The following is a 21,612-nucleotide window of genomic DNA, read 5'->3' as shown; positions in this document are numbered from 1 at the left end:
TCTGTGATCAACTTATTCGCTCGTCCGAATTCAAATGTTTTAAATAATGCATTTATCTTAGAACTACCAACTGATTTTCTTTGCTTTATATTCATTGGGTGTAACCCCGGCGAATTCTTTAAACAACCGAATAAAATGACTGACGGATTTAAATCCGAGGCTTTCTGATAACTCGTTGATGGAAATCTGGCTGTTATTATTCAGAAGCTTCATCGCATGTTTTATTTTCGTTTTGATGACAAACTCATTGGGCGTCATTCCGGTGATGGTTTTTATCTTGGAGAAATATTTGGTACGCCCCATGTTCAGCGACCGGGCGATAAAATCGATGCTAAATAAGGGATTATCGAGATTCTCATGAATGATTCTGATGGAATCATCGATGATTGATTGATCCATACCGGTTGTCGCAATCTGTTCGGTGAGTTCATTGTCCACTCCTTTATCAAACCGCTCCTGCAATATCTTCCGGGTATTGATCAGATTGTTGCATCGCACAATTAATTCCTGAATGCCAAAAGGCTTCGTGATATAATCATCTGCTCCGGCCTTCAAACCTTCGATGACTGATTCTGAGGCTGACCGGGAGGTAAGCAGGATAAAAGGAATGTGCAGGGTATCGATATTGTTTTTCAGCTTTTTGCACAAGTCAATATCTGACATTTCCGATATGGCAATGTCACAGAGTACAATATCGGGATGTACTTGTATGGCTTTTTCATAACCTTCCTGACCATTTTCTGCACAGACAACGTGATACAACGGACTGAAGGATTGGAATAACAACGCTCTCATTTCTTCGTTCTCTTCGACAAGAAGAAGGGTCGTGTCGTGCGTTTCTTGATTCACCTGCTGATCATGAATCATTTCTAAGGAATGATCTTGGGGGATGAAGTTTTCCTTGAAATGTTCTTTCGTGATAAACAAGGTATTCTCTTCAATTTCTTCCGGCTTGTAGGAAATATGGGTCGGGAGCAAAACAGTGAAACAGCTTCCCTTACCTTTTGTACTTTTCACGGAGATGGAACCCTGATGAGCTGCAATTATATTTTTGGTAATTGCCAGCCCAATTCCCGTACCCGGCTCACAGGAAAAAATAAAATCCTGGGCCTGATAGAAAAGATCAAAAATCTTTTTTTGATCTTCCTGACTAATGCCTATTCCCGAATCAGATATTTTAATTTGAATCGCATCGGTTAACTTCTCCAGTTGTATCAGGATATTTCCTCCGTCAGGCGTAAATTTAAATGCATTGGATAACAAATTGAAGATCGTTTTTTCTATTTGATGTACATCGAAATAGAAGGTGGTGTCGTCAGGCGTTGCCTCCACACGCAACGTGATCTTGCGTGATTGGGCATAATTTTCAAACGATGACGTAACCTCCTGGATCAGGTCTGCCATGTTGTACTTGCTGACATGTAACTTTTGAAATCCCTGCTCCTGTTTTTTGAATTCCATCAGCTCGTCGATAAGCTGATTCAAACGAGTCGCATTTTTTGATATTCCCAGCAGCTTGCGTTGAATGCCGGGATTGATGATCTTGGCATTCAACAACGATTCCACGTGATTGTAAATGAGCATCAACGGTGTTTTAAACTCGTGAGACACATTGGTGAAAAATTTCAGCTTGCTCTGATTGACCTCCTCTATATATTTTTTCTGTTCTTTCTCAAAGCGAAGCGATGAACGAAGCATGACAAACCTGTAAACCGCATAGAGCAAGGACAATGCAAATAAAAAATAAAAAAAATAGGCCACGCCTGTCTGATAAAAAGGTGCTTTCACTTCTATTTGAAGCTCCTTCTCCGGATAATTACCGTTGGATAACGGCGTGCCCCCTTTGACATAAAGGGTATATTTACCCGGAGGTAAACTGGTGTATGTGATTTCATTCAGACCGTTTACTTCCTTCCAGTCTTTATCAAATCCTTCCAGTTTGTAATATATGCCACTCTTGAAGATCGCACTGTAATGATCGGTAAAAACCGTGATGTTCAGATATTTCGAATTGGCTGGCAATATCAGCTTTTCACAATAAAGAAGAGATTTCGGCAGAATGCCTTTGCGGGGGGTTACTTCAAGTTGTACTCCGTTCACCGATATGCCGGAGAAGTTAATCCGATAATCCTTGGATTGGGTAAGGAGGTTCTGTACTGACAACTCGCAGATCACATTCACTCCTCCTATGAATACCTTATTTTCTGAATTGATGAAAAGGCAATTTTCTGAAAGTCTGAACTGCGGAAATAGTTTTTCACGCTGAATATTGATCATCTGCTGCGTGTCTTCAATAAAATAACTCAATCCGCTACCTGTTACCAACACGGCATTGCCATCTTTATCCTGAGCGATGTCAATAATCAGATTGCTGGAAAGTCCATTCGATTTGTTGTAATTGACAGGCTTGTTACTTCCTTCACTGAGAATATACAGTCCCTCTCTTTTCGTGCCAATCCAGATATCTCCTTCCCTGTTTTCAAATATTTTGTTGACGAAACTGGAACTCTCCTCATTCAGTTTGACTAACTCGCAATCGTGTGTGACCAGATCATATTTTATGATCCGATTATCGAAGGCGATCCAGAGGTTTTCATGTCGATCGACCATCATGGAAATGACAGGGCGGTCGTCCAGTTGGCACGTATTGCTTTCAATTCTCTCATGCGTTCCATCGAGCGGATTGAAGATGAAAATGCCATCGTGGGTAGCCACCAATAATTTATCGTGGTACGGAATAATTTCCCGGATGCTGTTGTTTCTGAGTTTAAACGAACGGATTACGTTCTTCTGCAAATCTATCCGGAGCAAACCCTGCATGAGCGTGCCTACCCATAGAATTTGCTTGTCGGGTTCCATATATACGGTCTGAACATGAACTCCGTCTTCCAGCGGATAGGGAGTGAGCTTGCCATTCTGTTTGTTGTAATGAAACAACCCATTCCGCTCGGCGCAAACCCACTGATTTCCTCTCTTGTCTTCAATCATTCTTCCGAATACGATATTCTGGTTTTGTTGGAACTCATTCCTGCTATTGCTGAAATGATAGGTCAGCGTCTCGTAGTTAGGATCAAAATAATTAATTTCTCCCATATAGGAACCTGTCCATATATTTCCCTGTGCATCCTTGAAAAGACTGTATATGGAATTGTCATTCAGGGTGTTGAAATTATCATTCAGGAAATTGCATTTGATAAACTGATTGTCCTTGCGGATATATTTGTTCAATCCGCTGTAGGTGGCAATCCATAGATTCTCCTGGTCGTCTACGCAAATGTCCCGTACAATGTTGTCGGATAAACTCGACGCGTCTCCGGGAATACGATTAAAACTGATTAACTGTCCATTCCTGTCCATCTTGTGTATCCCACCACGCCGCGTGGCGATCCAAAGATATTGTTCGGAATCAAAAAGCAATTGTTTTATCTGTTTTACCTGTGGATAATAATTTTTTACTTTCCCATTGCTTTGAACGTGAAAGATGCCGTGTTCTCTGGTCCCGAGATATAACTCTTTTTGAGGAGTTTCCAATAAACAGTCAATGCTGATCTCTTCTTTGGTTAAGGTAATAAAGGATGTAAGCGAATCATTTTCCCATTTGAATACTTTGTTATTCTGGCATATCCATAGGTTATCCGTTCCATAATGGATGATTCCAGGCTGGTTGAGGATGATTGAAAATATATCATGCTGGATATCATAGGCAATGACCTCGGAACGAGTGCTCAAATAGATCTCTCCCCTTTTGTTTCCGCAAATCTGTCGGATCAGACTTTCGCTCTGTGGTATGTCCTGGTTTATTTTGTGAATATATTCAGTTTTATTGCCATCAAAAAGTACAAGCCCATTTTTTGTGCCAAACCAAATCATACCAAATTCATCCTGATAAATAGAATAAATGGTCGTTTGCTGTAAACCTTCACTGATATGCAAATGGGAGGCCTGTATTATTTCTCCGCATAGGGTGAACGGGAACAACAAGAAGATCGGCATAGATAAAACTGTTAAACCTCTTTTCATTCTGGTTAAATTATGTAAACAACACGAGAAATAAAGCTGCCCTCTCAATAGTGATATTGTCCGCAAAGATAACGGAAATGTTCGTTCAAACAAAAAATAACCTTTAGAATAACTGGAGTATGCATATGGACTATCACGTTACAGCACTTCTGTTATTATCCCTACATTTGTCGTCGTTATGACGTTAACTTTTAAAAACATTATATGAAATTCGTACTGGTGCTTTTAATCATGCTATCCCTGTTCTCTGGAGTAACGATGGCACAGGATAACGGAGAAAATGATCGAGCCTATTGGGTGAACCTTATGGTAAAAATAGTGGATCCGGTGATCAGAAATCTAAGTGAAGACAATCTTAAAAATGGTATCCCCATAGGGCGCTCTGCCTCTTCTCAGGCAAGCTCACGCGAATTCATCACCCACATGGAATCAGTTGGGAGAACTTTTGCCGGTGTTGCTCCCTGGCTGGAATTGGGGAAAGATCAAACTCCGGAAGGCCAATTGAGGGGTAAATACATTGAAATGTCGTGCAAGGCACTGGCAAATTCTGTGAACCCGCAATCAAATGATTACTTCAATAGCACCGCTACACGTCAGATACTCGTAAATAGCGCTTTTCTGATACAGGGGCTGTTGAAAGCGCCCACACAATTATGGGGTCGCCTGGATGATGTCACGAAGGGACGTTTGATTGAACAGTGGAAATCGACACGGACCATGAAACCGGGGAATAACAACTGGTTGCTCTTTTCGGCCATGGTAGAGTGTGGAATAAAAGAGTTCGGAGGTGAATGGAATTTTCAGGTCATTGAGCACGCGCTGAATTCACACGGGGAATGGTACAAAGGGGACGGCATTTATGGCGACGGAGCAAGCTTTCATCTGGATTACTACAATGGCTACGTGATTCATCCCATGCTGGAACAGATCCTGTCGATTGTCATGAAGCACAAGCCGGAGTATGCCGAACTTCATCAGTTAGAGTGGATCCGTTTGCAACGTTTCGCTGAAATACAGGAGCGAATGATCGCACCCGACGGTTCCTATCCTGTCATCGGAAGATCTGTAACCTACCGCTCGGCTGCATTTCAGGGATTGGCACTGGCGGCCTTCAGCGAGAAGCTGCCCGAAACACTTTCTCCCGCACAAGTGAGATCGGCCCTTACTGCAATGTTGAAAAGAGTATTTGAACAACCGGGGACATTTGATGACGACGGCTGGCTGACGATAGGCGTTGGCGGAGAGCAGAAAGAACTGGGAGATTCGTATCTCTCCACACCTTGTGTGTACCTGTGCTGCACAGTCTTTATGCCCCTTGGCTTACCAGACGACAACCCCTTCTGGTCATTGCCGGCAGAGGATTGGACCAGCCTGAAAGCATTCTCGGGAAAAAAGTTTCCCATAGACAAGTTTATAAAACAATAAATCTGAACATAGAAAAAAACGTATGAAAGTAAAAAAGAGAATTTTTACAGGAGCCATCCTGCTGGTCGTTTCACTCACATCGAATCTGCATGCACAACCTACCGGAGCACAGGATCGTGTCTATTGGATAGAGATCCTGACTCAAATAGCCGATCCTGTCCTGGTAAATATGAGTCAGGATAAACTGAGAGCCACAATGCCCGTAGAAACCTTGGCAGGCGGGGAGAATCCCAACAATGCACGAACCACCCACTTGGAAGCATTGGGCCGGCTATTGGCCGGAATGGCTCCCTGGTTGGAGCTCGGTCCCGACCAGACGCCCGAAGGTAAGCTTCGGGAGAAATATACCCAACTGATGCTGAAATCCATTGAGCATGGTTTTGATCCCGAATCTTCCGATTATTTGAACTTTGAGATTACCCGCCAGCCTTTGGTCGACATGGCATTTTTTTGTGAGGGTTTGTTGCGTGCACCCAATCAGATTTGGGGAAGGCTCTCCGACAAGACAAAACAGGACGTGGTGAATGCCATGGAGAAAATTCGCAAAATAAAACCAATTGAAAGCAACTGGTTGCTCTTCTCGGCCACGGTGGAGGCTGCGTCACTGGAATTTACCGGCGAATGGAATCCCGAACCGGCTTCTTATGCGCTGATGCGATTTAAAGAATGGTATAAGGGCGACGGCTGGTACGGAGATGGGACCGATTTTCACATGGATTATTACAACAGTTATGTGATCCATCCCATGATGATGGACGTGCTTCTGGTCATGCAAAGACACCAAAAGGGAGAAAAGGAACTGTTTGAGTTGGAATCAAAACGCTTCACGCGTTTTGCGGAACAACAGGAAAGATTCATCTCCCCTGATGGTTCTTATCCGGTAGTGGGACGCTCCATTGCTTACCGGTTTGGGGCTTTTCACCAACTCTCACAGGCTTCCTTGTTAAACATGCTCCCGACTTCAGTGAAGAAAGCACAGGTGCGTTGCGCATTGACTGCCGTGATAAAGAAACAGATGAGCGTGGAAGGAAACTTTGATAAAAACGGCTGGTTGACTTTGGGTTTTTGCGGACATCAACCGGAGATTGCAGAAAGATACATCTCCACCGGCAGCTTGTATCTCTGCACAACTGTTTTTCTCTCTTTGGGTTTGCCTGAAACGGATGCATTCTGGCAAGATCCCTACGCCGAATGGACGGGAAAACGTATCTGGAGCGGACAGCCAGATGTGAAGCTCGATAAGGCCATAAAATCATGAGAAAGGTTGTCGTTCTCTTTTTTATATGTCTGACAGGCTCTTGCCTGCGGGCACAGACACCCATGCGGGAATCCGTGGTGATACTCCCTGACAACCTGGAAGAGACTCTTGGAAATTACCTATTCGATCGGCAGGTAAAAAAGTTCATGATTAATCAGCAAACAAAAAAGATTGCAGATTCGGGCTTATCCAAAAAAGACTATCTCCGTCACATTGCAGCGCAGGTGAAAGCTTTTTATCCTTATCAGGATAAAGCCACCGGTGCAATCATTGATCCGGTGTACAAGATAGAATGGCAATACTCAACCCCTTGTTACGCTCTTTCGGTGGGATTGTTGTCGGCAACGAAATTCATGGACGACAGGGAATTGCTGGCAAGTGGTATTCAGGCATTGGATTGTGCCATAAGCGAGTTTCATGAAAACCGGTGTGCGCATCATCACGGAGAGTTCTTCATTCAGCCGTTGATGCTCGCGCTGGATCTCTACCGTGGGTTTGTTCCGGCAGAACAAATGAAAATATGGCGGGAGAAGATTGCTCCGGTTGATCCCTATCTTTTATATAAGGATAACCTGAAAAAAAAGAAATACTGCTACAATCACAACGTGGTTGCGTTGGCAGGGGAATATCTTCGGGAAAAAGAGCACATCAGCAGCGACAAAGATTTCTTTGAATGGCATTTCGATCATCAGAAGCAATATATGTCTGATTGTGGGTTGTATATCGACAACAAGACCAACCCTCCTATGGTGTATGACGAATTTACGCGCCAGTTTTTGACCACCATCCTCGTAGAAGGTTATGACGGCCCCAGCAAGTATTTTTACGCTGAAAAGCTGCTCTACGGAGCATGGACTTCTTTGTTTATGCAATCGCCGTATGGGGAAGTACCTACCGGTGGACGAAGTGCGCAACACCTTTGGAATGAAGCTGCCGCAGCCGTGACCTATGAAATATACGCAACCCAATATGCCCGGAGAGGGATGATGAAAGAAGCCGGAGCTTTTAAACGTGCCGCCCATCTTTCCATTAAAAGTATTTCACGCTGGAAACGCCCCGATGGCTCGGGATTCATCGTGAAAAACCGTTTTCCGATCGAAGTGATGCATGGTTATGAAAGCTATTCGGCTCAATCGCAATACAATTTACTGGCATGCTGGCTCATGAGTGTGGCTTACCTTTATGCAGATGATTCCATTGAAGAACTTCCGGCACCAACCGACGTGGGTGGCTATGTGATCGCCTTGCAGGATAAGTTCCATAAGGTCTTTGCCAATGCCGATGGCAATTATATCGAGTATGATTATAGTGCCGATCCCCGATATAATGCAACCGGACTTATCCGCATTCATCTGAAAGGCTCTAACCCGCAACTCGGTCCATCCGATGGTATTCCTCATGTCTGGGATAACAAGAAGAAACAGGATTTGGGAGGAGAGCTATATGCTGTGGGGCCGGCATGGTTCGATAAAGAGGGAAAGGAACATCGACTGGCTGAGTATACGAACACAAGCTACCCTGACAGCTCCCTGTATACGGCGTACAAGGGGCAACTACAACCCCGCATTGAAGTGAATGCGGTAAAGCAAAAGCCGGATGAAGTAGCCTTTGAAATCACTTATTCCGGGGAATTCGATGGTGTTACGCAGATAAAGCAACAACTCACCATAAACAATTCGGGCATCACGATAAAAGATCAACTGAAAGGGGACATTCAGAAGGCGCGCGCTTACTACCCGATGCTTGTTTTCGACGGGGAAGAAAAGACAATCATCACCACAAGCAGACATACACTCAACTTGTTTTTGCGAGACGGAGGTGTTTGCTTTGAAGCCTTGTACCCGGCAAGAAATACAATTCAACGGGATCAGACCCGGCATTCGTTTCGCAATGGCTATGCCGAAGTCGCTTATTTTGATGTGATGGGCAAAAAAATGACTTACAGGATCTCAGCCGGTAAACCATGAAGAAGAAAGGGGGAATTACCAAAACATTCACAGTGAATTACACCGCTTACGTCATATAATAACTTAAATATTTACAAAATGAAAATACTTGAATACATTAAACAACACAGCAGGATGATTTTGATTCTCCTATGTATGAACGTCTCCTATGTTACTTTTGCACAAACAACAACGGTAACAGGGAAACTGACATCGAAAGGTGAATCGGTAATTGGGGCCACAATCGTAGAGAAAGGTACTGTGAACGGAGTCATCACCGACATGGATGGCAATTATTCGATCGATGTACCGGAAAAGGCCACACTGGTATTTTCCTATATCGGTTTGAAAACAACAGAAGTCGAAGTCAACGGCAAGAAGACCATCGACGTGGAACTGGAAGAAGATGTGGCTCAACTCGAAGAATTGGTCGTTGTGGGTTATGGTACCATGAAACGGAAAGATATGACCGGTGCAATAACTAGAGTTTCCACGGAAAACTGGACCAAATCGGTCACCAACACGGCCGAATTGCTTCGTGGTACGGTTGCTGGATTCTCCGCGGGACTGGGTACCAGTGCCCGAGGGAATACGTCCATGTTGATCCGTGGCCAGAAATCAATCAAGGCAAGCAACTCTCCCTTAATTGTGCTGGATGGGATCATCTTTAACGGCTCATTGGATGACATCAACCCAAACGACATCGAGACCATCGACATCATGAAAGACGGAAGCTCTGCCGCAGTATACGGTTCTCGTGCCGCCTCGGGCGTGCTTGTAATCACCACAAAGGAAGGAAGGACCGGCAAACCTTCCATAAAATTTGACGTGAAGACAGGTATGTCTAACCTGACCCGGAACCAACGCCCCTTCAATGGTCAGGAATATACGGTCATGCGCCGGGATGAAAAGATCAGGAGCAACCCTTCCCGTCCCCTGGGTTACTTCCACAATCCCAGCCAATTGCCCGCAGGAGTGGACCTGAATACATGGTTGTCTTATACCAACGCAGATGCCAATTCCGATCCTACGGAAATCTGGTTAAATCGCTTGGCTTTCTCCACGACCGAAATAAATAATTATCAGGCGGGGATTGAAACTGATTGGTATGACGCTGCTTTTCAGAATGCTCTCAGACAAGATTACAATATAAGCCTGTCGGGGAAATCGGATAAAATTACCTACTACTGGTCGGTAGGAAGTATTGCAAACGAAGGCATCGTGGTAGGAGATAAATATTCCACACTTCGTTCCCGTTTGAACCTAAAAGCAGATGTGACCGATTGGCTGCAAATGGGATTACAGGCCCAATATGCCAATCGCGACCAGAGTTATGATGAAGTAGATTGGGAAGAGGCTATACAGGGAAGCCCATGGGGGAGCAAATACGAAGAGGATGGATCTTTGAAATTCTATCCGAACGATGACAACATGAGTACCAATCCGTTCTCGGCATATCTTACCAGAGAACGCTTTAACAAAACCCAGACATTCAATGCTACCATCAACGCAAAGTTAACCCTTCCTTTAGGCTTTGTATATGAAGTTAGCTACTCCGATTACAACGATTGGAACAAGAATCATTACTATGATCCTTCGACCAGCATGGCGGGACTGAGCGCCAAAGGAAAAGCCGTCAGGAGAAATAGCAGCTCCCATTCATGGATGCTGGACAATACCTTAAACTGGTCTAAAACATTCAATGACATACACCGGTTTTATGTGACCCTCCTGTTCAACCTGGAAAAGAATGAAGACTGGTCCGATAACATGTCGAACTCCAACATCGTACCCTCTGAAGCACTGGGTTGGCACGGGATTGAATACGGTACAAATCCTTCGATTTCCAGTAACGATGGCAAAGACACCGGAAATGCAATGATGTCCCGCTTGAATTATGCACTCATGGACCGGTATCTGTTTACGTTATCCTACCGCAGAGATGGCTATTCTGCATTCGGCTCCCAAAATCCCTATGCAAACTTTCCGGCAGCAGCTTTTGCATGGCGGTTGAACGAAGAAAAGTTTATGGAATCCGTGAATTGGATCGACAACCTGAAACTGCGCTTATCCTGGGGTATAAATGGCAACCGGAGCATCGGACGATATGCTGCCCTGGCGAATCTGAATAGCGAGCAATATATTCACAATGGTTCCACCGTAATTGGAGTTTTTACCGACGGACTTTCCAACAAATCACTGAAATGGGAAAAGACGGAAGCATATAATGTGGGTGTTGATTTTGGCGTGCTGCAAAACAGGCTGTCGGGTGCGATCGAACTATATTATATGTCCACCAGGGACCTGCTGCTGAATCGTGCGTTACCCGACATCATCGGATTCAAGGATGTAATGAGCAATCTGGGTGAAGTACAGAACCGTGGATTTGAAGTCACGTTGAATTCTGTCAACGTCGAAACCCGGAACCTGAAATGGTCTTCCTCATTGGTCGCATCGCTGAACCGGAATAAAATTGCACACTTGTATGGAGAAATGGTGGATGTAACGGATAAAGATGGCAATGTGATCGGCCAGCGGGAAGATGATGACATCCAGAACGGCTGGTACATAGGACATGCGCTGGATGAAATCTATGATTACAAGATTCTGGGGGTTTGGCAGGAAAATGAACGGGAGGATGCTGCCAAATATGGAAAAGAACCGGGTGACTTTAAAATCTGGGATGTAAACGGGGATGGACAATATTTACCCGAAGATGACAAGGTTTTCCAGGGATATCGGCGCCCACGGTTTACATTTGGCGTGGGAAACAATCTGGAATTGTTTAATTGCATCGATTTCTCATTCTTTGTCCGTTCAGACCTGGGGCATAAATCAAGCAACAGCCATTATGCACATGCTACGGATTATTACTACGACCGTGTGAATGCGTATAAGTATGATTACTGGACACCTGAAAATCCCACAAACGAATTTGCGCGTCTTGGATCAAATACGAAATCGCCATCATTTGCCGTGTTCAAGAACCGCTCATTTGTACGCTTGCAAGATGTATCACTTGCTTATCGCATCCCGAACACGCTGCTCTCAGAGTATGGCATTACCAATGCACGCCTATCGTTTAATATCTCTAATCCATTGTTAGTCACGGACTGGAACTTCTGGGATCCTGAATCCTTGTCACCAGCACCCCGCACATTTACTTTAGGTTTGAGTTTCACACTATAAATAAATTATTATGAAAAAGATAAAGATAATAACAGTCTTACAACATATAAGTTGTGTATGCTTGATTTCCATGGTGATTGTATCATGTGAGGACTGGTTGAGACCGGAGCCACTCTCAACTTTCTCTCCGGAAAATACACTGGTTGATAAAGATGGTCTGGAAGCAGCATTGATTTCCTGTCGATTGATGATTCGTCCGGAATTCATTGGCAACAACGCTTATGAAACTACGGAAATAATGACTTCCGATATAGCCGTAGCTGGTAATATTGTAGCACAAACTATTAAGAATTTCGATATCCAGTTGAAACCGGGAGCGTATGGTGATTCACAGATAGGTACTTTCTGGTCACAGGGTTACAAAGCTATTCAGAAAGCAAACACTGTCATCACACGTGCACAGGAGGCAGAGTTGTTAACGGAAGACGAGCGCAACCGCTTTGTGGCCGAGGGATATTTCCACCGCGCATACTGGTATTATAAGCTGGTAAATCAGTTCGGTGACGTTCCTTTCATCGATGGAGAGGTCTCATCGCCTAAGCTGGACTTTTATTCTCACACGCGCAAGAGCATCCTGAAAAGATTGAAAAGGGATCTGACTTTTGCGGCCCAGTATCTTCCCGAAAAAGCACCGCACGGTGCGGTGTCGAGAGCGGCGGGCAATCATTTGCTGGCAAAGGTATGCCTGGCCTGTCTCGATTACGACGGCGCCATTGCCGCTGCTACGGCTGTGATCACCGACCCAAACCATGCTTTAATGGAATCACGCTTTGGCGTGAATGCCAAAGAGAGCAAATATAACATTGTGAGCGATATCTTTTTCCGTGAAAATATCAATTCCTCTGCCAACAAGGAAGGTATCTTCCTGGTGGAAGATAAAATGCTTACCGAAGGTGGGACGTCAACCGGATCGTATCGAATGCGAGACCTGGTTCCTTGCTGGTGGAACGCCAATACCAATAACGATCCTGCGGGAAAACGCGGCACTATTGACAAAGCTGCAGGACAACCCCAAATTGGATATGTAGGGCGGGGCATCGGTCGTATCCGTACATCCAATTATTTCAACTATGAGATCTGGGATTCCCAAACAGATTATCGGCATACCTCACCGAACTGGTTGAATATGGAAGAACTGGTTTATAATAATCCCTCCTCCAAGTACTACGGCCAACCGCTGCAGAAAAAATATTGCGTGGACACCATTTATAGCTGGAGCCCGATGATGCACTACAAGACCTTCGTACCCGAAGACAATAAGCCGGACACGCCGCAGGGGGGATACACCGACTGGTATGTGTTTCGCCTGGCTGAAACTTATTTGCTCAGGGCAGAGGCTTATTACTGGAAAGGACAAAAAGATCTGGCCATGGCAGATATCAACAAGATCCGCAAACGCGCCAATGCGACCTTATTGACAAACAAAGATCAGGTTACCATAAACTACATCATGGACGAACGAGCCCGTGAACTTTTCTTTGAAGAACCACGAAAATCGGAACTCACCCGCGTTTCTTTTATTCTAGCGGAAAGAAACGAAGAGGGATATAGTTTGTCGACGATCACGGAAAAAAATTATTACCACGACCGCATGATGACACGGAATAACTTCTACAGAGACAAGATCAATCACAATGGGATCAACACCTTTACTATCAGCCCATTTCATATGATGTGGCCTGTGCCGGAAAATGCAATTGCTTCCAACTCACGCGGACGCATCAATCAGAATAAGGGCTATCCGGGTGCAGAGAAAAATGTAGAACCATTGGAATTAGAAACGAAATAACAGCAACTATGAGGAAATATATTGTATGGATGACCTTGCTGGTAAGCAGCTCGCTCTTTGCTGCCAGTCCCTTCTCGGGAGAGATGAAGCGCAAGCATATTGCAAAAGTGTGTGATTCTGTAGCGAGCTGGCAGATCCAGCATCATCAGGAATCCAAACACCATATTCTTGATTGGACAAATGGAGCGCTTTACCGGGGAATGACGGAATGGGGAAAAACCAGTGGAAATCAAAGTTGTTATGGTTTTGTGGAAAAGATAGGAATTGACAACAAATGGAATATGTGGGACAGGGTGTATCATGCAGATGATATTTGCGTGGGACAGGCCTTTATAGAAATGTACCGTAAAATGGGTGACGCAAGAATGCTGCAACCCGTGAAGGAAAGAGCATTTTATATAGCCAGCCACCCTTCCAATGCTCCGGTTGTTAAAACGGATCCCATCGGGAAAGACGAACGCTGGTCGTGGTGTGATGCCCTGTTTATGGCTCCACCGGTATATGCAGCGCTCTATCAATTAACTGGAGAGCAAATCTATCTGGATTACATGGACAGGGAATACAAAGCATGTGTGGAGGCGCTCTACGACAAAGAAGAACACCTTTTCTACCGTGACAACAAACGAATTCCTCTTCGTGAAAAAAATGGGGCAAAACAATTCTGGGGACGTGGAAATGGCTGGGTCTTTGGCGGACTGCCACTGATTATCGACAACTTGCCTGCAGAAAATTCCAGCAGATCGTACTATATCAAGTTGTTTGTGGAAATGGCAGAATCTGTGAGAAAAACACAATGTAAGGATGGTTCCTGGAGAGCCAGTCTCCTTGATCCGGATTCGTATGAAATGCCGGAAAACAGCTGTTCTGCATTCATGTGTTATGGAATTGCCTGGGGAATCCGGAATGGATACCTGGCAAAAAAAGCCTATGGTCCGGTACTGGAGAAAGGATGGAAATCACTGGTCAGTGCGGTACATGCTGATGGTAAACTGGGATATATACAACCTGTAGGAGCAGCTCCCAAAGCGGCCGGATATGATGCGACAGATGTATATGGTGTTGGCGCATTTTTGCTCGCTGGTAGTGAGATATTTAAAATGAGCTCTCCTGAATAAGAGAGGCCCTATCCATTTTTAGATAACAGGCTCTTGTCCTTGTATAAGCAAGAGCCTGTTGCTGGTTGTGTAACTTAAACTGTGTCAAAGAATAAATCCATTTTTTTTATAACTTTTACACAACAGTTTACATTATGGAAGATTTTGATTACAAGTTCTTTCAAGCCAAGGCACTGATTTCTGGCTCACCACTTTAACAGATTTTCAAACCCGGGGGCAGACATCTTAATCGCCTGTACCGATAATTTAAGCGGTTTCTCTGATGCGATCAATAGTGTGTTCCCAAAAACCATCGTTCAGAGTTGATTGTGCATCAGGTGGAAGGATACCATCACCAGATCCGCAAGGTGGTAAAAAAACCAAGATATAATATTTTTCATTAGTTTTGAGGTAGCCAGCTAAAAATAAGGTCTCAGAGTTATCCATTAGAAAAGGTGCCCAATCAACTATAAAAATAAAACATGACACAGTTTAATTTACACAACCTCCATGCTTAGTACTTTTTTTTGTTAATGTCTTTTTTGTAGTTCTTTATCATTTTCCCAAAGTCTTTGTCTTTTTTTTGTCTATCAGCAACGGATGACTCAAAATGAGCTTTCTCTCTTTCCATTTTCATGTAATTCTCATAAGAAGCTTCGTCTATTTCTCCTTTTTCAACGGCCTCAATAACAGAACACCCTTTCTCATTCGTGTGGGTACAATCTTTGAACTTGCAATTTTTAGAATGTTTGATAATCAAGTCGAATGTGATTTCTAATCCACTTGTAGAATCAGCAATGCCTACTTCTCTCATCCCTGGATTATCAACTAATATTCCCCCGTTTTCAAGAATTATCAATTCTCTATGACTGGTAACGTGTCTCCCTTTATTTGTGCTATGTATTGTCAATGCAACCCAATCGCCAACTGCTGGAAAATCTTCACGGCCTTTTGATGAAAATCTTAGATTCCCTGTTATCTCAGACTCTAATTCTCCCTTTGCGGTTTTTACAATATATCTTTCCTTATGTTCTGATATAACTCTTCCAATTTCAAAGTCCTGAAGATTATTCTCAATCCTTAATTTTTCAAGTTTGTCGTTATATCCTAAATCTTCCAATTTCATGGCAGTTTTTTGTGTGAGCGTTGTCTTTTCAGCATTAAGCGCAATGTTCGGTGGCTTTGCGATGGTGCGGCAATAGCAAACCGTCAGTTGGGTTTTGTACCAAAGTTAATAAAATAACTGAAGTTGACCATATATTTGTCAGCCGCACTATTGCAAAACCGATTGTTATAGGCATACCCATTTATTGATTATCAAAGATGTAATGAATATATATTAGTTAAAATATATTTTATTTAGAATTAATTTTTACCTTTGGTGCTGCTTTCCATTAATATATATGTCATGAAAAAGATTAATCTGAAACGTTTACTATTTTTATCTCTGATAATATGGGGAACTTGTTTGAGTGGTTGCAGCCCGGAGAATGATGAAGAGGATGATTTGCTGGGATCAACGGACGAAGAGTATTCATTTGCCCGGAGTGTGTGGAAAATGAACCAACTGCACACTGAGATAACGCTTGTTTTTGAGAATGCAGGATGCTCTCTTGAGATCTACGATAAAAGCTATCCGAAGAAGGAGGTGTACAGATTTAATTATGTGGCTGAGTTTCCTGACATCTTATTGGTTCCGGTGGATGGGAATGGAATTGGTTCAATTAGGGGGGTAGTGGAGAAGAGAGAATATGGCAGGGATAAATTGTCTTTCACTACCGATTACTGGACTTGGGTGAAGTTGTACCGAGAATAAACTTGCCCCATCAGGGGCAAGTACTTTATAGAAAGATTTACTTATCTTTAAACCTCATCGGGCCACGGACATGCTTTCCCCGTTGCTTTGAAGGAAGGACGCTGCGCTTTTACTTTGCGCAAGTGTTTTCCTAAATCGCGTGAGAGTTTTTTCACCATGCCGGCATGCTGCGTTGACAGATCCGTTGTTTCTCCCAGGTCGTTGGTGATGTTGAACAATTCTTTCTTACCGGTTTCGTAATAATAAATCAACTTCCAGTCGCCACTGCGAATGGTACATGTGGAGCCGATTCCCGGGCCTTCGTTACCCCATAGGTTGGGATAGTTCCAGTAAAGGTTGCGGGTTTTGTTGCCGGTAGACTTGCCTTCCAGCAGCGGCACGAAGCTGACTCCGTCGACCGGTTGGAGGGTTTTACGATTTTTCACCTGAGCCATATCGAGGAGGGTAGGGAAGAAATCTTCAATGATTACGTAGTCGTTACATCGGGTGCCGGCTTTCACTTTCCCCGGCCATTTTACGATCATCGGTTCCCGTATGCCGCCTTCATAGGCCGATCCTTTGCCGCTGTTGAGCGGAGCGTTTTGGGTATGTAACGGAGCGTCGCGCCAGCGGGTATCGGTAGAGAACCCGCCATTGTCGGACATGAAAATGATAATGCTGTTTTCATCCAGGCCGTTTTGCTCGAGCCAGCTCATCAAATCGCCCAGGCTCTTGTCCATTCCTTCAATCAGCGTAGCGTAAGCTGCCTCCTTTTCCGACAGCCCTGCATCAATATATTTCTGATAAAAACGACTGTCTTTGTCGATGGGGATATGTATGGCATAGTGCGCCATATAGAGGTAGAACGGTTGACCGAGATTTTTGGCTTTGTCGAGTGCTTTCAAGGCTTCGAGTGTCAGTGCCTCTGTGACAAAGGTTTCTGTTCCCCAGTATTTGTCAAGGCCAGGGACAGCTTGAGGCGGGGAGGGCCTCCCGTCGGTCCGGTTTCCGTAATTCTCTTCTCCCAGATAACTGGTCAGGCCGCCACCGGCATGTCCGGCAATATTGACCTCAAACCCGAAATGGAGCGGGTTTTCACCCGGAGTATCCATCGCACCCCAATGTGCCTTACCGCAATGGATGGTATGATAACCACTATTTTTCAGCAGTTGCGCCAGGGAAGTCACTTCATAGGTGTGTGGGATGCCGGGCACCTGGCAAATGCCGTTCACATTCCATTCCGGGAATTGGAGCTGGGTGCTCTCGCGATCGGTTGAGGTGTTCTTTTTGAGTGTCCAGTTGGTTACCCGGTGACGTGCGGCATTCATACCCGTCATCAGGCTTACACGCGTAGGAGAACTCACGGAACAGGCATATGCCTGGGTGAACATCATGCCCTGCGAGGCAAGCCGTTCCATGTTGGGGGTGTGGTAACGCTCATTAAGCGGTGTCTTCTCCGTCCCAAACGGAAGGGACGTGTCTTGCCAACCCATATCATCGACCATGAAGAGGATAATATTGGGACGTGTGCCGGCAGTTTCCTGGGCATGCAACGAGGCTGCCACCACCGCAGATGTGGCAATCAGGGTTGTTTTTTTGAAAAATGGGGATACCGCTATGTTCGTTTTTAGATTGCTTTTTTTGGAAGTCAAGGGGAAATTCATATTCAATACTTTTGCTTATCCTTACGAAAAATGCCTTCACCTGTTGCAATTTCCGGATAATAATCCTCCATGAACAACAGGCAGGCAAATTTGAGTTTCGTTATTTAACTGCAAATATAGAAAATTTGAGCCAGAAACTAATCCATCGAAGAAGGTAATCGCCGCTAATCGAGGTATGCCATTATAATTCCAAAAAGGATGATGCCAATTATGATCAGGTATGCAAATGGATTCGCAAAATTCACTGTCCAGCCCATGAAGCGATTCCTTTTGGGAAGTATTATCCTGGGATCATTGGGATTATAATAGAAAATACCCCATTTATAATTTTCACGATCGTTTCGCATAAGGAGGTTATTATATGTGATTGGTCCTCAGATATTATTGTAATTGGCTTGTGATGTATACATACACACGTTCAAATATACGTTGTTTTTGAGAGTCTTCATTCAAAAATCAAGAAAATGTTCTGAGTCGATATGAAGTTTTCAGGAGATGTTGTGGATTCCTATCGCAACAAGGAAGAGAGCATAGAATGGAATTAATATAAAGTAAGGGGTAAAAGAAACATTTCGTGAGATATGTTGCCCTGTTTGTTTAATTCTGTTACTTTTGCATCTTCAAAAGCAAATATTTATGAGCGCTGTCACGGAAAAAATTAAGATTTTATGTGCCGACAGGAACATGTCGGTTGAGGAACTGGCTGCAGGAGCAGGACTTACAGTGGAACAGGTGCGTCGCATCTGCGAGAGCGACAAAATCCCTTCTCTCGCTTCGCTGATCAAGATTGCCCGTGCCCTGGGTGTGCGATTGGGTACTTTTCTCGACGATAGCGAAGAGATGGGGCCAGTGGTTAACAGGCACGCTGACATGCACACACCGGTCACCTTCACCAGTCATCAGACCAACAATAACTCTCACATGGATTTTATCTCGCTGGCGGCCAGGAAGGGAGGACGAAACATGGAGCCGTTCCTGGTTTGCATTCAGCCGGGTACCGGAAAGGAAGCTTTTTCGTCGCACGAGGGCGAGGAGTTTCTCTATGTGCTGGAGGGATCCATCGTGGTGCATTACGGGACAGAAAAATATATGCTGAACCAGGGCGACAGCATCTATTATGATTCCATTGTGGATCATCTGGTCACGGCCCATGGTCAAACAGAAGCGAAGATACTGGGAGTGGTCTATTTTCCTGCATAAGCTTCCATCATATCATTTCATTTAACACACCGATCTTTTAAGCAACGATGACCAACAAATCAGCGATGATGCTATCCGACAGAACACTGGGCGACTGGCTCGAGTACTGGGCCCAAGAAACACCCGATAAGGAATATATTGTCTATTCAGACCGCGACCTTCGCTTTACCTGGAAAAAATTCAACGAACGGGTGGATCACATGGCGAAGGGGTTGATCGCCATCGGGGTGACACGGGGTACGCACGTGGGCATCTGGGCACAGAATGTGCCGGACTGGCTCACCTTTCTCTATGCCACTGCCAAGATTGGTGCCGTGGCGGTGACGGTGAACACAAACTACCGCACCGAGGAACTGCGATACCTGATGAACAACTCGGATATGCATACACTATGCATGACGGACGGGGTGCCGGGAAGCAATTATACCGACATCATCTACGAACTGGTGCCGGAACTGAAAACGACACAACGGGGGAAGCTGAAATCGGACCTTTTTCCGGAACTGAAGAATGTGGTCTACATAGGCCAGGAGAAATACCGGGGTATGTACAACACGGCAGAGATCCTGCTGCTGGGAAAGAATGTGCCGGATGACGATTTCAGGGTGCTGCGATCGCTTACCAATTGTCACGATGTGGTGAACATGCAATATACCTCCGGAACCACCGGTTTCCCGAAAGGGGTGATGCTCACCCATCACAACATCACCAACAACGGATACCTCACGGGCGTTCACATGCAGTTCACGCCGGAAGACAAGTGCTGCATCTGCGTACCGCTGTTTCACTGCTTTGGGGTGGTGCTGGCGACCATGTGTTGCCTCACGCACGGCAGCACGCAGGTGATGGTGGAGCGGTTCGACCCGCTGGTCACCCTGGCGTCGGTGCACAAGGAACGTTGTACTGTGCTGCATGGGGTGCCGACGATGTTCATCGCCCAATTGAATCATCCCATGTTCAGCATGTTCGACATGCGATCACTGCGTACGGGCATCATGGCGGGTGCACTCTGTCCCGAGGAACTGATGCGGCAGGTGAACGAGAAGATGTTTATGGATCTGACCAGCGTCTATGGGATGACGGAGACGTCGCCGGGGATGACGCAAACCCGCGTGGACGACCCTTTTGAGGTGCGTTGTACTACGGTGGGAAGGGAGTACGAGTTCACCGAAGTAAAGGTGCTTGACCCCGAAACGGGGGAGGAGTGCCCTGTGGACGTGCCGGGAGAGATATGCTGCAGAGGGTATAACGTGATGAAGGGCTACTACAAGAATCCGGAAGCCACGGCACAGGTGATTGATGCCAATGGCTTTATGCATTCGGGCGATCTCGGCGTGAGGGACAAGAATGGTAATTACCGGATTACGGGTCGCATCAAGGATATCATCATCCGCGGAGGAGAGAACATCTCTCCAAAGGAGGTGGAGGATTATCTCTACCGGATGTCTGGCGTGAAGGATGTACAGGTGGTGGGGGTGGCTTCAAATCGTTATGGTGAAGATGTGGGGGCGTTCATCATTCAGAAGGAGGGGTACCAGCTCTCCACGGAAGATGTGCGCGATTATTGCAAGGGCCATATCGCTAAATATAAAATACCGCGTTATGTCTTTTTCGTGGAGAATTTCCCTCTGACCGGCAGCGGGAAGATCCAGAAATTCCGGCTGAGGGAGATGGCGCTGGAACTGTGTGAAAAGGAGGGCATTGTAATTCTGTGACGTAACATCCATAACGATCCTTAACCGCGTATATTTTGAATAGTGCATCTGGAGCCTTATCTTTGGGGAACTAAATGAAATTTACATGACACAAACTCCTACATGCATTAAATGCAAAAGCGCTGTGACTTATTTCGATGGCTCCCTGTTTCACTGCACGGAATGTTTTCACGAATGGACACAGGAAGATATGGAAGCCGCCACAGAGTTGGAAAAAGTATTGGATAGTAACGGAAACGAACTTTTTGACGGGGATGATGTAACCGTGATAAAAGATTTGAAAGTAAAAGGTTCGTCCATGGTCGTGAAACGCGGTACACGCGCACGCGCTATCAGACTCTCAAGCGAGGACCCCACGCACGTTCAGGCAAAGGTAGATGGACAAACCATTTTCCTGAAGACTGAATTTCTGAAGAAATAAAGAGATCAAATTCCTGACCAAATAAGTCTAAATCACTAAAAAAGGGAGCCCTGATGAGGAGTTCCCTTTTTTGGTGGAGAATATCGGAGTCGAACC

General features: G+C 45.0%; 14 protein-coding genes. 10 read left to right on the top strand and 4 right to left on the bottom strand.

The genetic code is table 11. The features are described from left to right. Positions 1-63 precede the first annotated feature (63 nt). A complete protein-coding gene (locus tag B3Z75_RS04045) occupies positions 64-4,020 on the bottom strand; it encodes a hybrid sensor histidine kinase/response regulator transcription factor (RefSeq protein WP_294068018.1) in 3,957 nt (1,318 codons plus the stop codon). A 204-nt stretch (positions 4,021-4,224) separates the two neighbouring features. On the opposite strand from B3Z75_RS04045, the gene B3Z75_RS04040 reads away from it, so the two are divergent. From B3Z75_RS04040 to B3Z75_RS04015, 6 genes are all read left to right on the top strand, one after another. Then, positions 4,225-5,445 carry a DUF2264 domain-containing protein gene (locus B3Z75_RS04040; protein ID WP_414702856.1) on the top strand — a complete coding sequence of 407 codons (1,221 nt, stop codon included), beginning with the start codon at positions 4,225-4,227 and terminating at the stop codon, positions 5,443-5,445. A gap of 22 nt (positions 5,446-5,467) precedes the next feature. After that, positions 5,468-6,703 (top strand): DUF2264 domain-containing protein, encoded by a 1,236-nt coding sequence (locus tag B3Z75_RS04035; protein WP_294068016.1) that lies wholly within the window; start codon positions 5,468-5,470, stop codon positions 6,701-6,703. Beyond that, a complete protein-coding gene (locus B3Z75_RS04030) occupies positions 6,700-8,670 on the top strand; it encodes a hypothetical protein (RefSeq protein WP_294068014.1) in 1,971 nt (656 codons plus the stop codon). The genes B3Z75_RS04035 and B3Z75_RS04030 overlap by 4 nt, the downstream gene beginning before the upstream one ends. A gap of 78 nt (positions 8,671-8,748) precedes the next feature. Then, entirely contained in the window at positions 8,749-11,838 is a 3,090-nt protein-coding gene (locus tag B3Z75_RS04025) for a SusC/RagA family TonB-linked outer membrane protein (protein ID WP_294068012.1), read from the top strand. A 10-nt stretch (positions 11,839-11,848) separates the two neighbouring features. Continuing rightward, positions 11,849-13,627: a RagB/SusD family nutrient uptake outer membrane protein gene (locus tag B3Z75_RS04020; RefSeq protein WP_294068010.1), complete on the top strand. Its 1,779-nt coding sequence runs from the start codon at positions 11,849-11,851 to the stop codon at positions 13,625-13,627. Positions 13,628-13,635: 8 nt separating this feature from the next. After that, positions 13,636-14,742, top strand: coding sequence for a glycoside hydrolase family 88/105 protein (locus B3Z75_RS04015; RefSeq protein ID WP_294068008.1), 1,107 nt, complete (start codon positions 13,636-13,638; stop codon positions 14,740-14,742). Between the two features lie 493 nt (positions 14,743-15,235). Here the strand turns inward: B3Z75_RS04015 and rsgA are convergent, their stop codons facing one another. Beyond that, positions 15,236-15,847, bottom strand: coding sequence for a GTPase RsgA (gene rsgA, locus B3Z75_RS04010; RefSeq protein WP_294068006.1), 612 nt, complete (start codon positions 15,845-15,847; stop codon positions 15,236-15,238). A gap of 282 nt (positions 15,848-16,129) precedes the next feature. Between rsgA and B3Z75_RS04005 the strand changes: the two genes are divergently transcribed. Then, positions 16,130-16,537 carry a hypothetical protein gene (locus tag B3Z75_RS04005; protein ID WP_294068004.1) on the top strand — a complete coding sequence of 136 codons (408 nt, stop codon included), beginning with the start codon at positions 16,130-16,132 and terminating at the stop codon, positions 16,535-16,537. Between the two features lie 47 nt (positions 16,538-16,584). On the opposite strand, the gene B3Z75_RS04000 is transcribed toward B3Z75_RS04005, so the two are convergent. Both B3Z75_RS04000 and B3Z75_RS03995 read right to left on the bottom strand, forming a co-directional pair. Beyond that, positions 16,585-18,180 carry a sulfatase gene (locus B3Z75_RS04000; protein WP_294068002.1) on the bottom strand — a complete coding sequence of 532 codons (1,596 nt, stop codon included), beginning with the start codon at positions 18,178-18,180 and terminating at the stop codon, positions 16,585-16,587. A gap of 164 nt (positions 18,181-18,344) precedes the next feature. Then, a complete protein-coding gene (locus B3Z75_RS03995) occupies positions 18,345-18,527 on the bottom strand; it encodes a DUF5808 domain-containing protein (protein WP_294068000.1) in 183 nt (60 codons plus the stop codon). A gap of 289 nt (positions 18,528-18,816) precedes the next feature. Here B3Z75_RS03995 and B3Z75_RS03990 point away from each other — a divergent pair, with 289 nt between their 5' ends. From B3Z75_RS03990 to B3Z75_RS03980, 3 genes are all read left to right on the top strand, one after another. Continuing rightward, on the top strand, positions 18,817-19,380 hold the full coding sequence (locus B3Z75_RS03990; RefSeq protein WP_294067998.1) for a helix-turn-helix domain-containing protein: 564 nt from the start codon (positions 18,817-18,819) through the stop codon (positions 19,378-19,380). 68 nt (positions 19,381-19,448) lie between these two features. Further along, positions 19,449-21,095 carry an AMP-binding protein gene (locus tag B3Z75_RS03985; protein WP_294068022.1) on the top strand — a complete coding sequence of 549 codons (1,647 nt, stop codon included), beginning with the start codon at positions 19,449-19,451 and terminating at the stop codon, positions 21,093-21,095. An 85-nt stretch (positions 21,096-21,180) separates the two neighbouring features. Next, complete coding sequence (locus B3Z75_RS03980; protein ID WP_294067996.1) at positions 21,181-21,516, top strand: zinc ribbon domain-containing protein YjdM; 336 nt, start codon at positions 21,181-21,183, stop codon at positions 21,514-21,516. Positions 21,517-21,612 lie beyond the last annotated feature (96 nt).

The sequence above is a fragment of the Proteiniphilum sp. UBA1028 genome, from assembly GCF_002316955.1.
Taxonomy (GTDB): domain Bacteria; phylum Bacteroidota; class Bacteroidia; order Bacteroidales; family Dysgonomonadaceae; genus Proteiniphilum.
The sequence above is the reverse complement of the archived record's forward strand: the minus strand, read 5'-3'. Positions and strand labels throughout refer to the sequence as shown.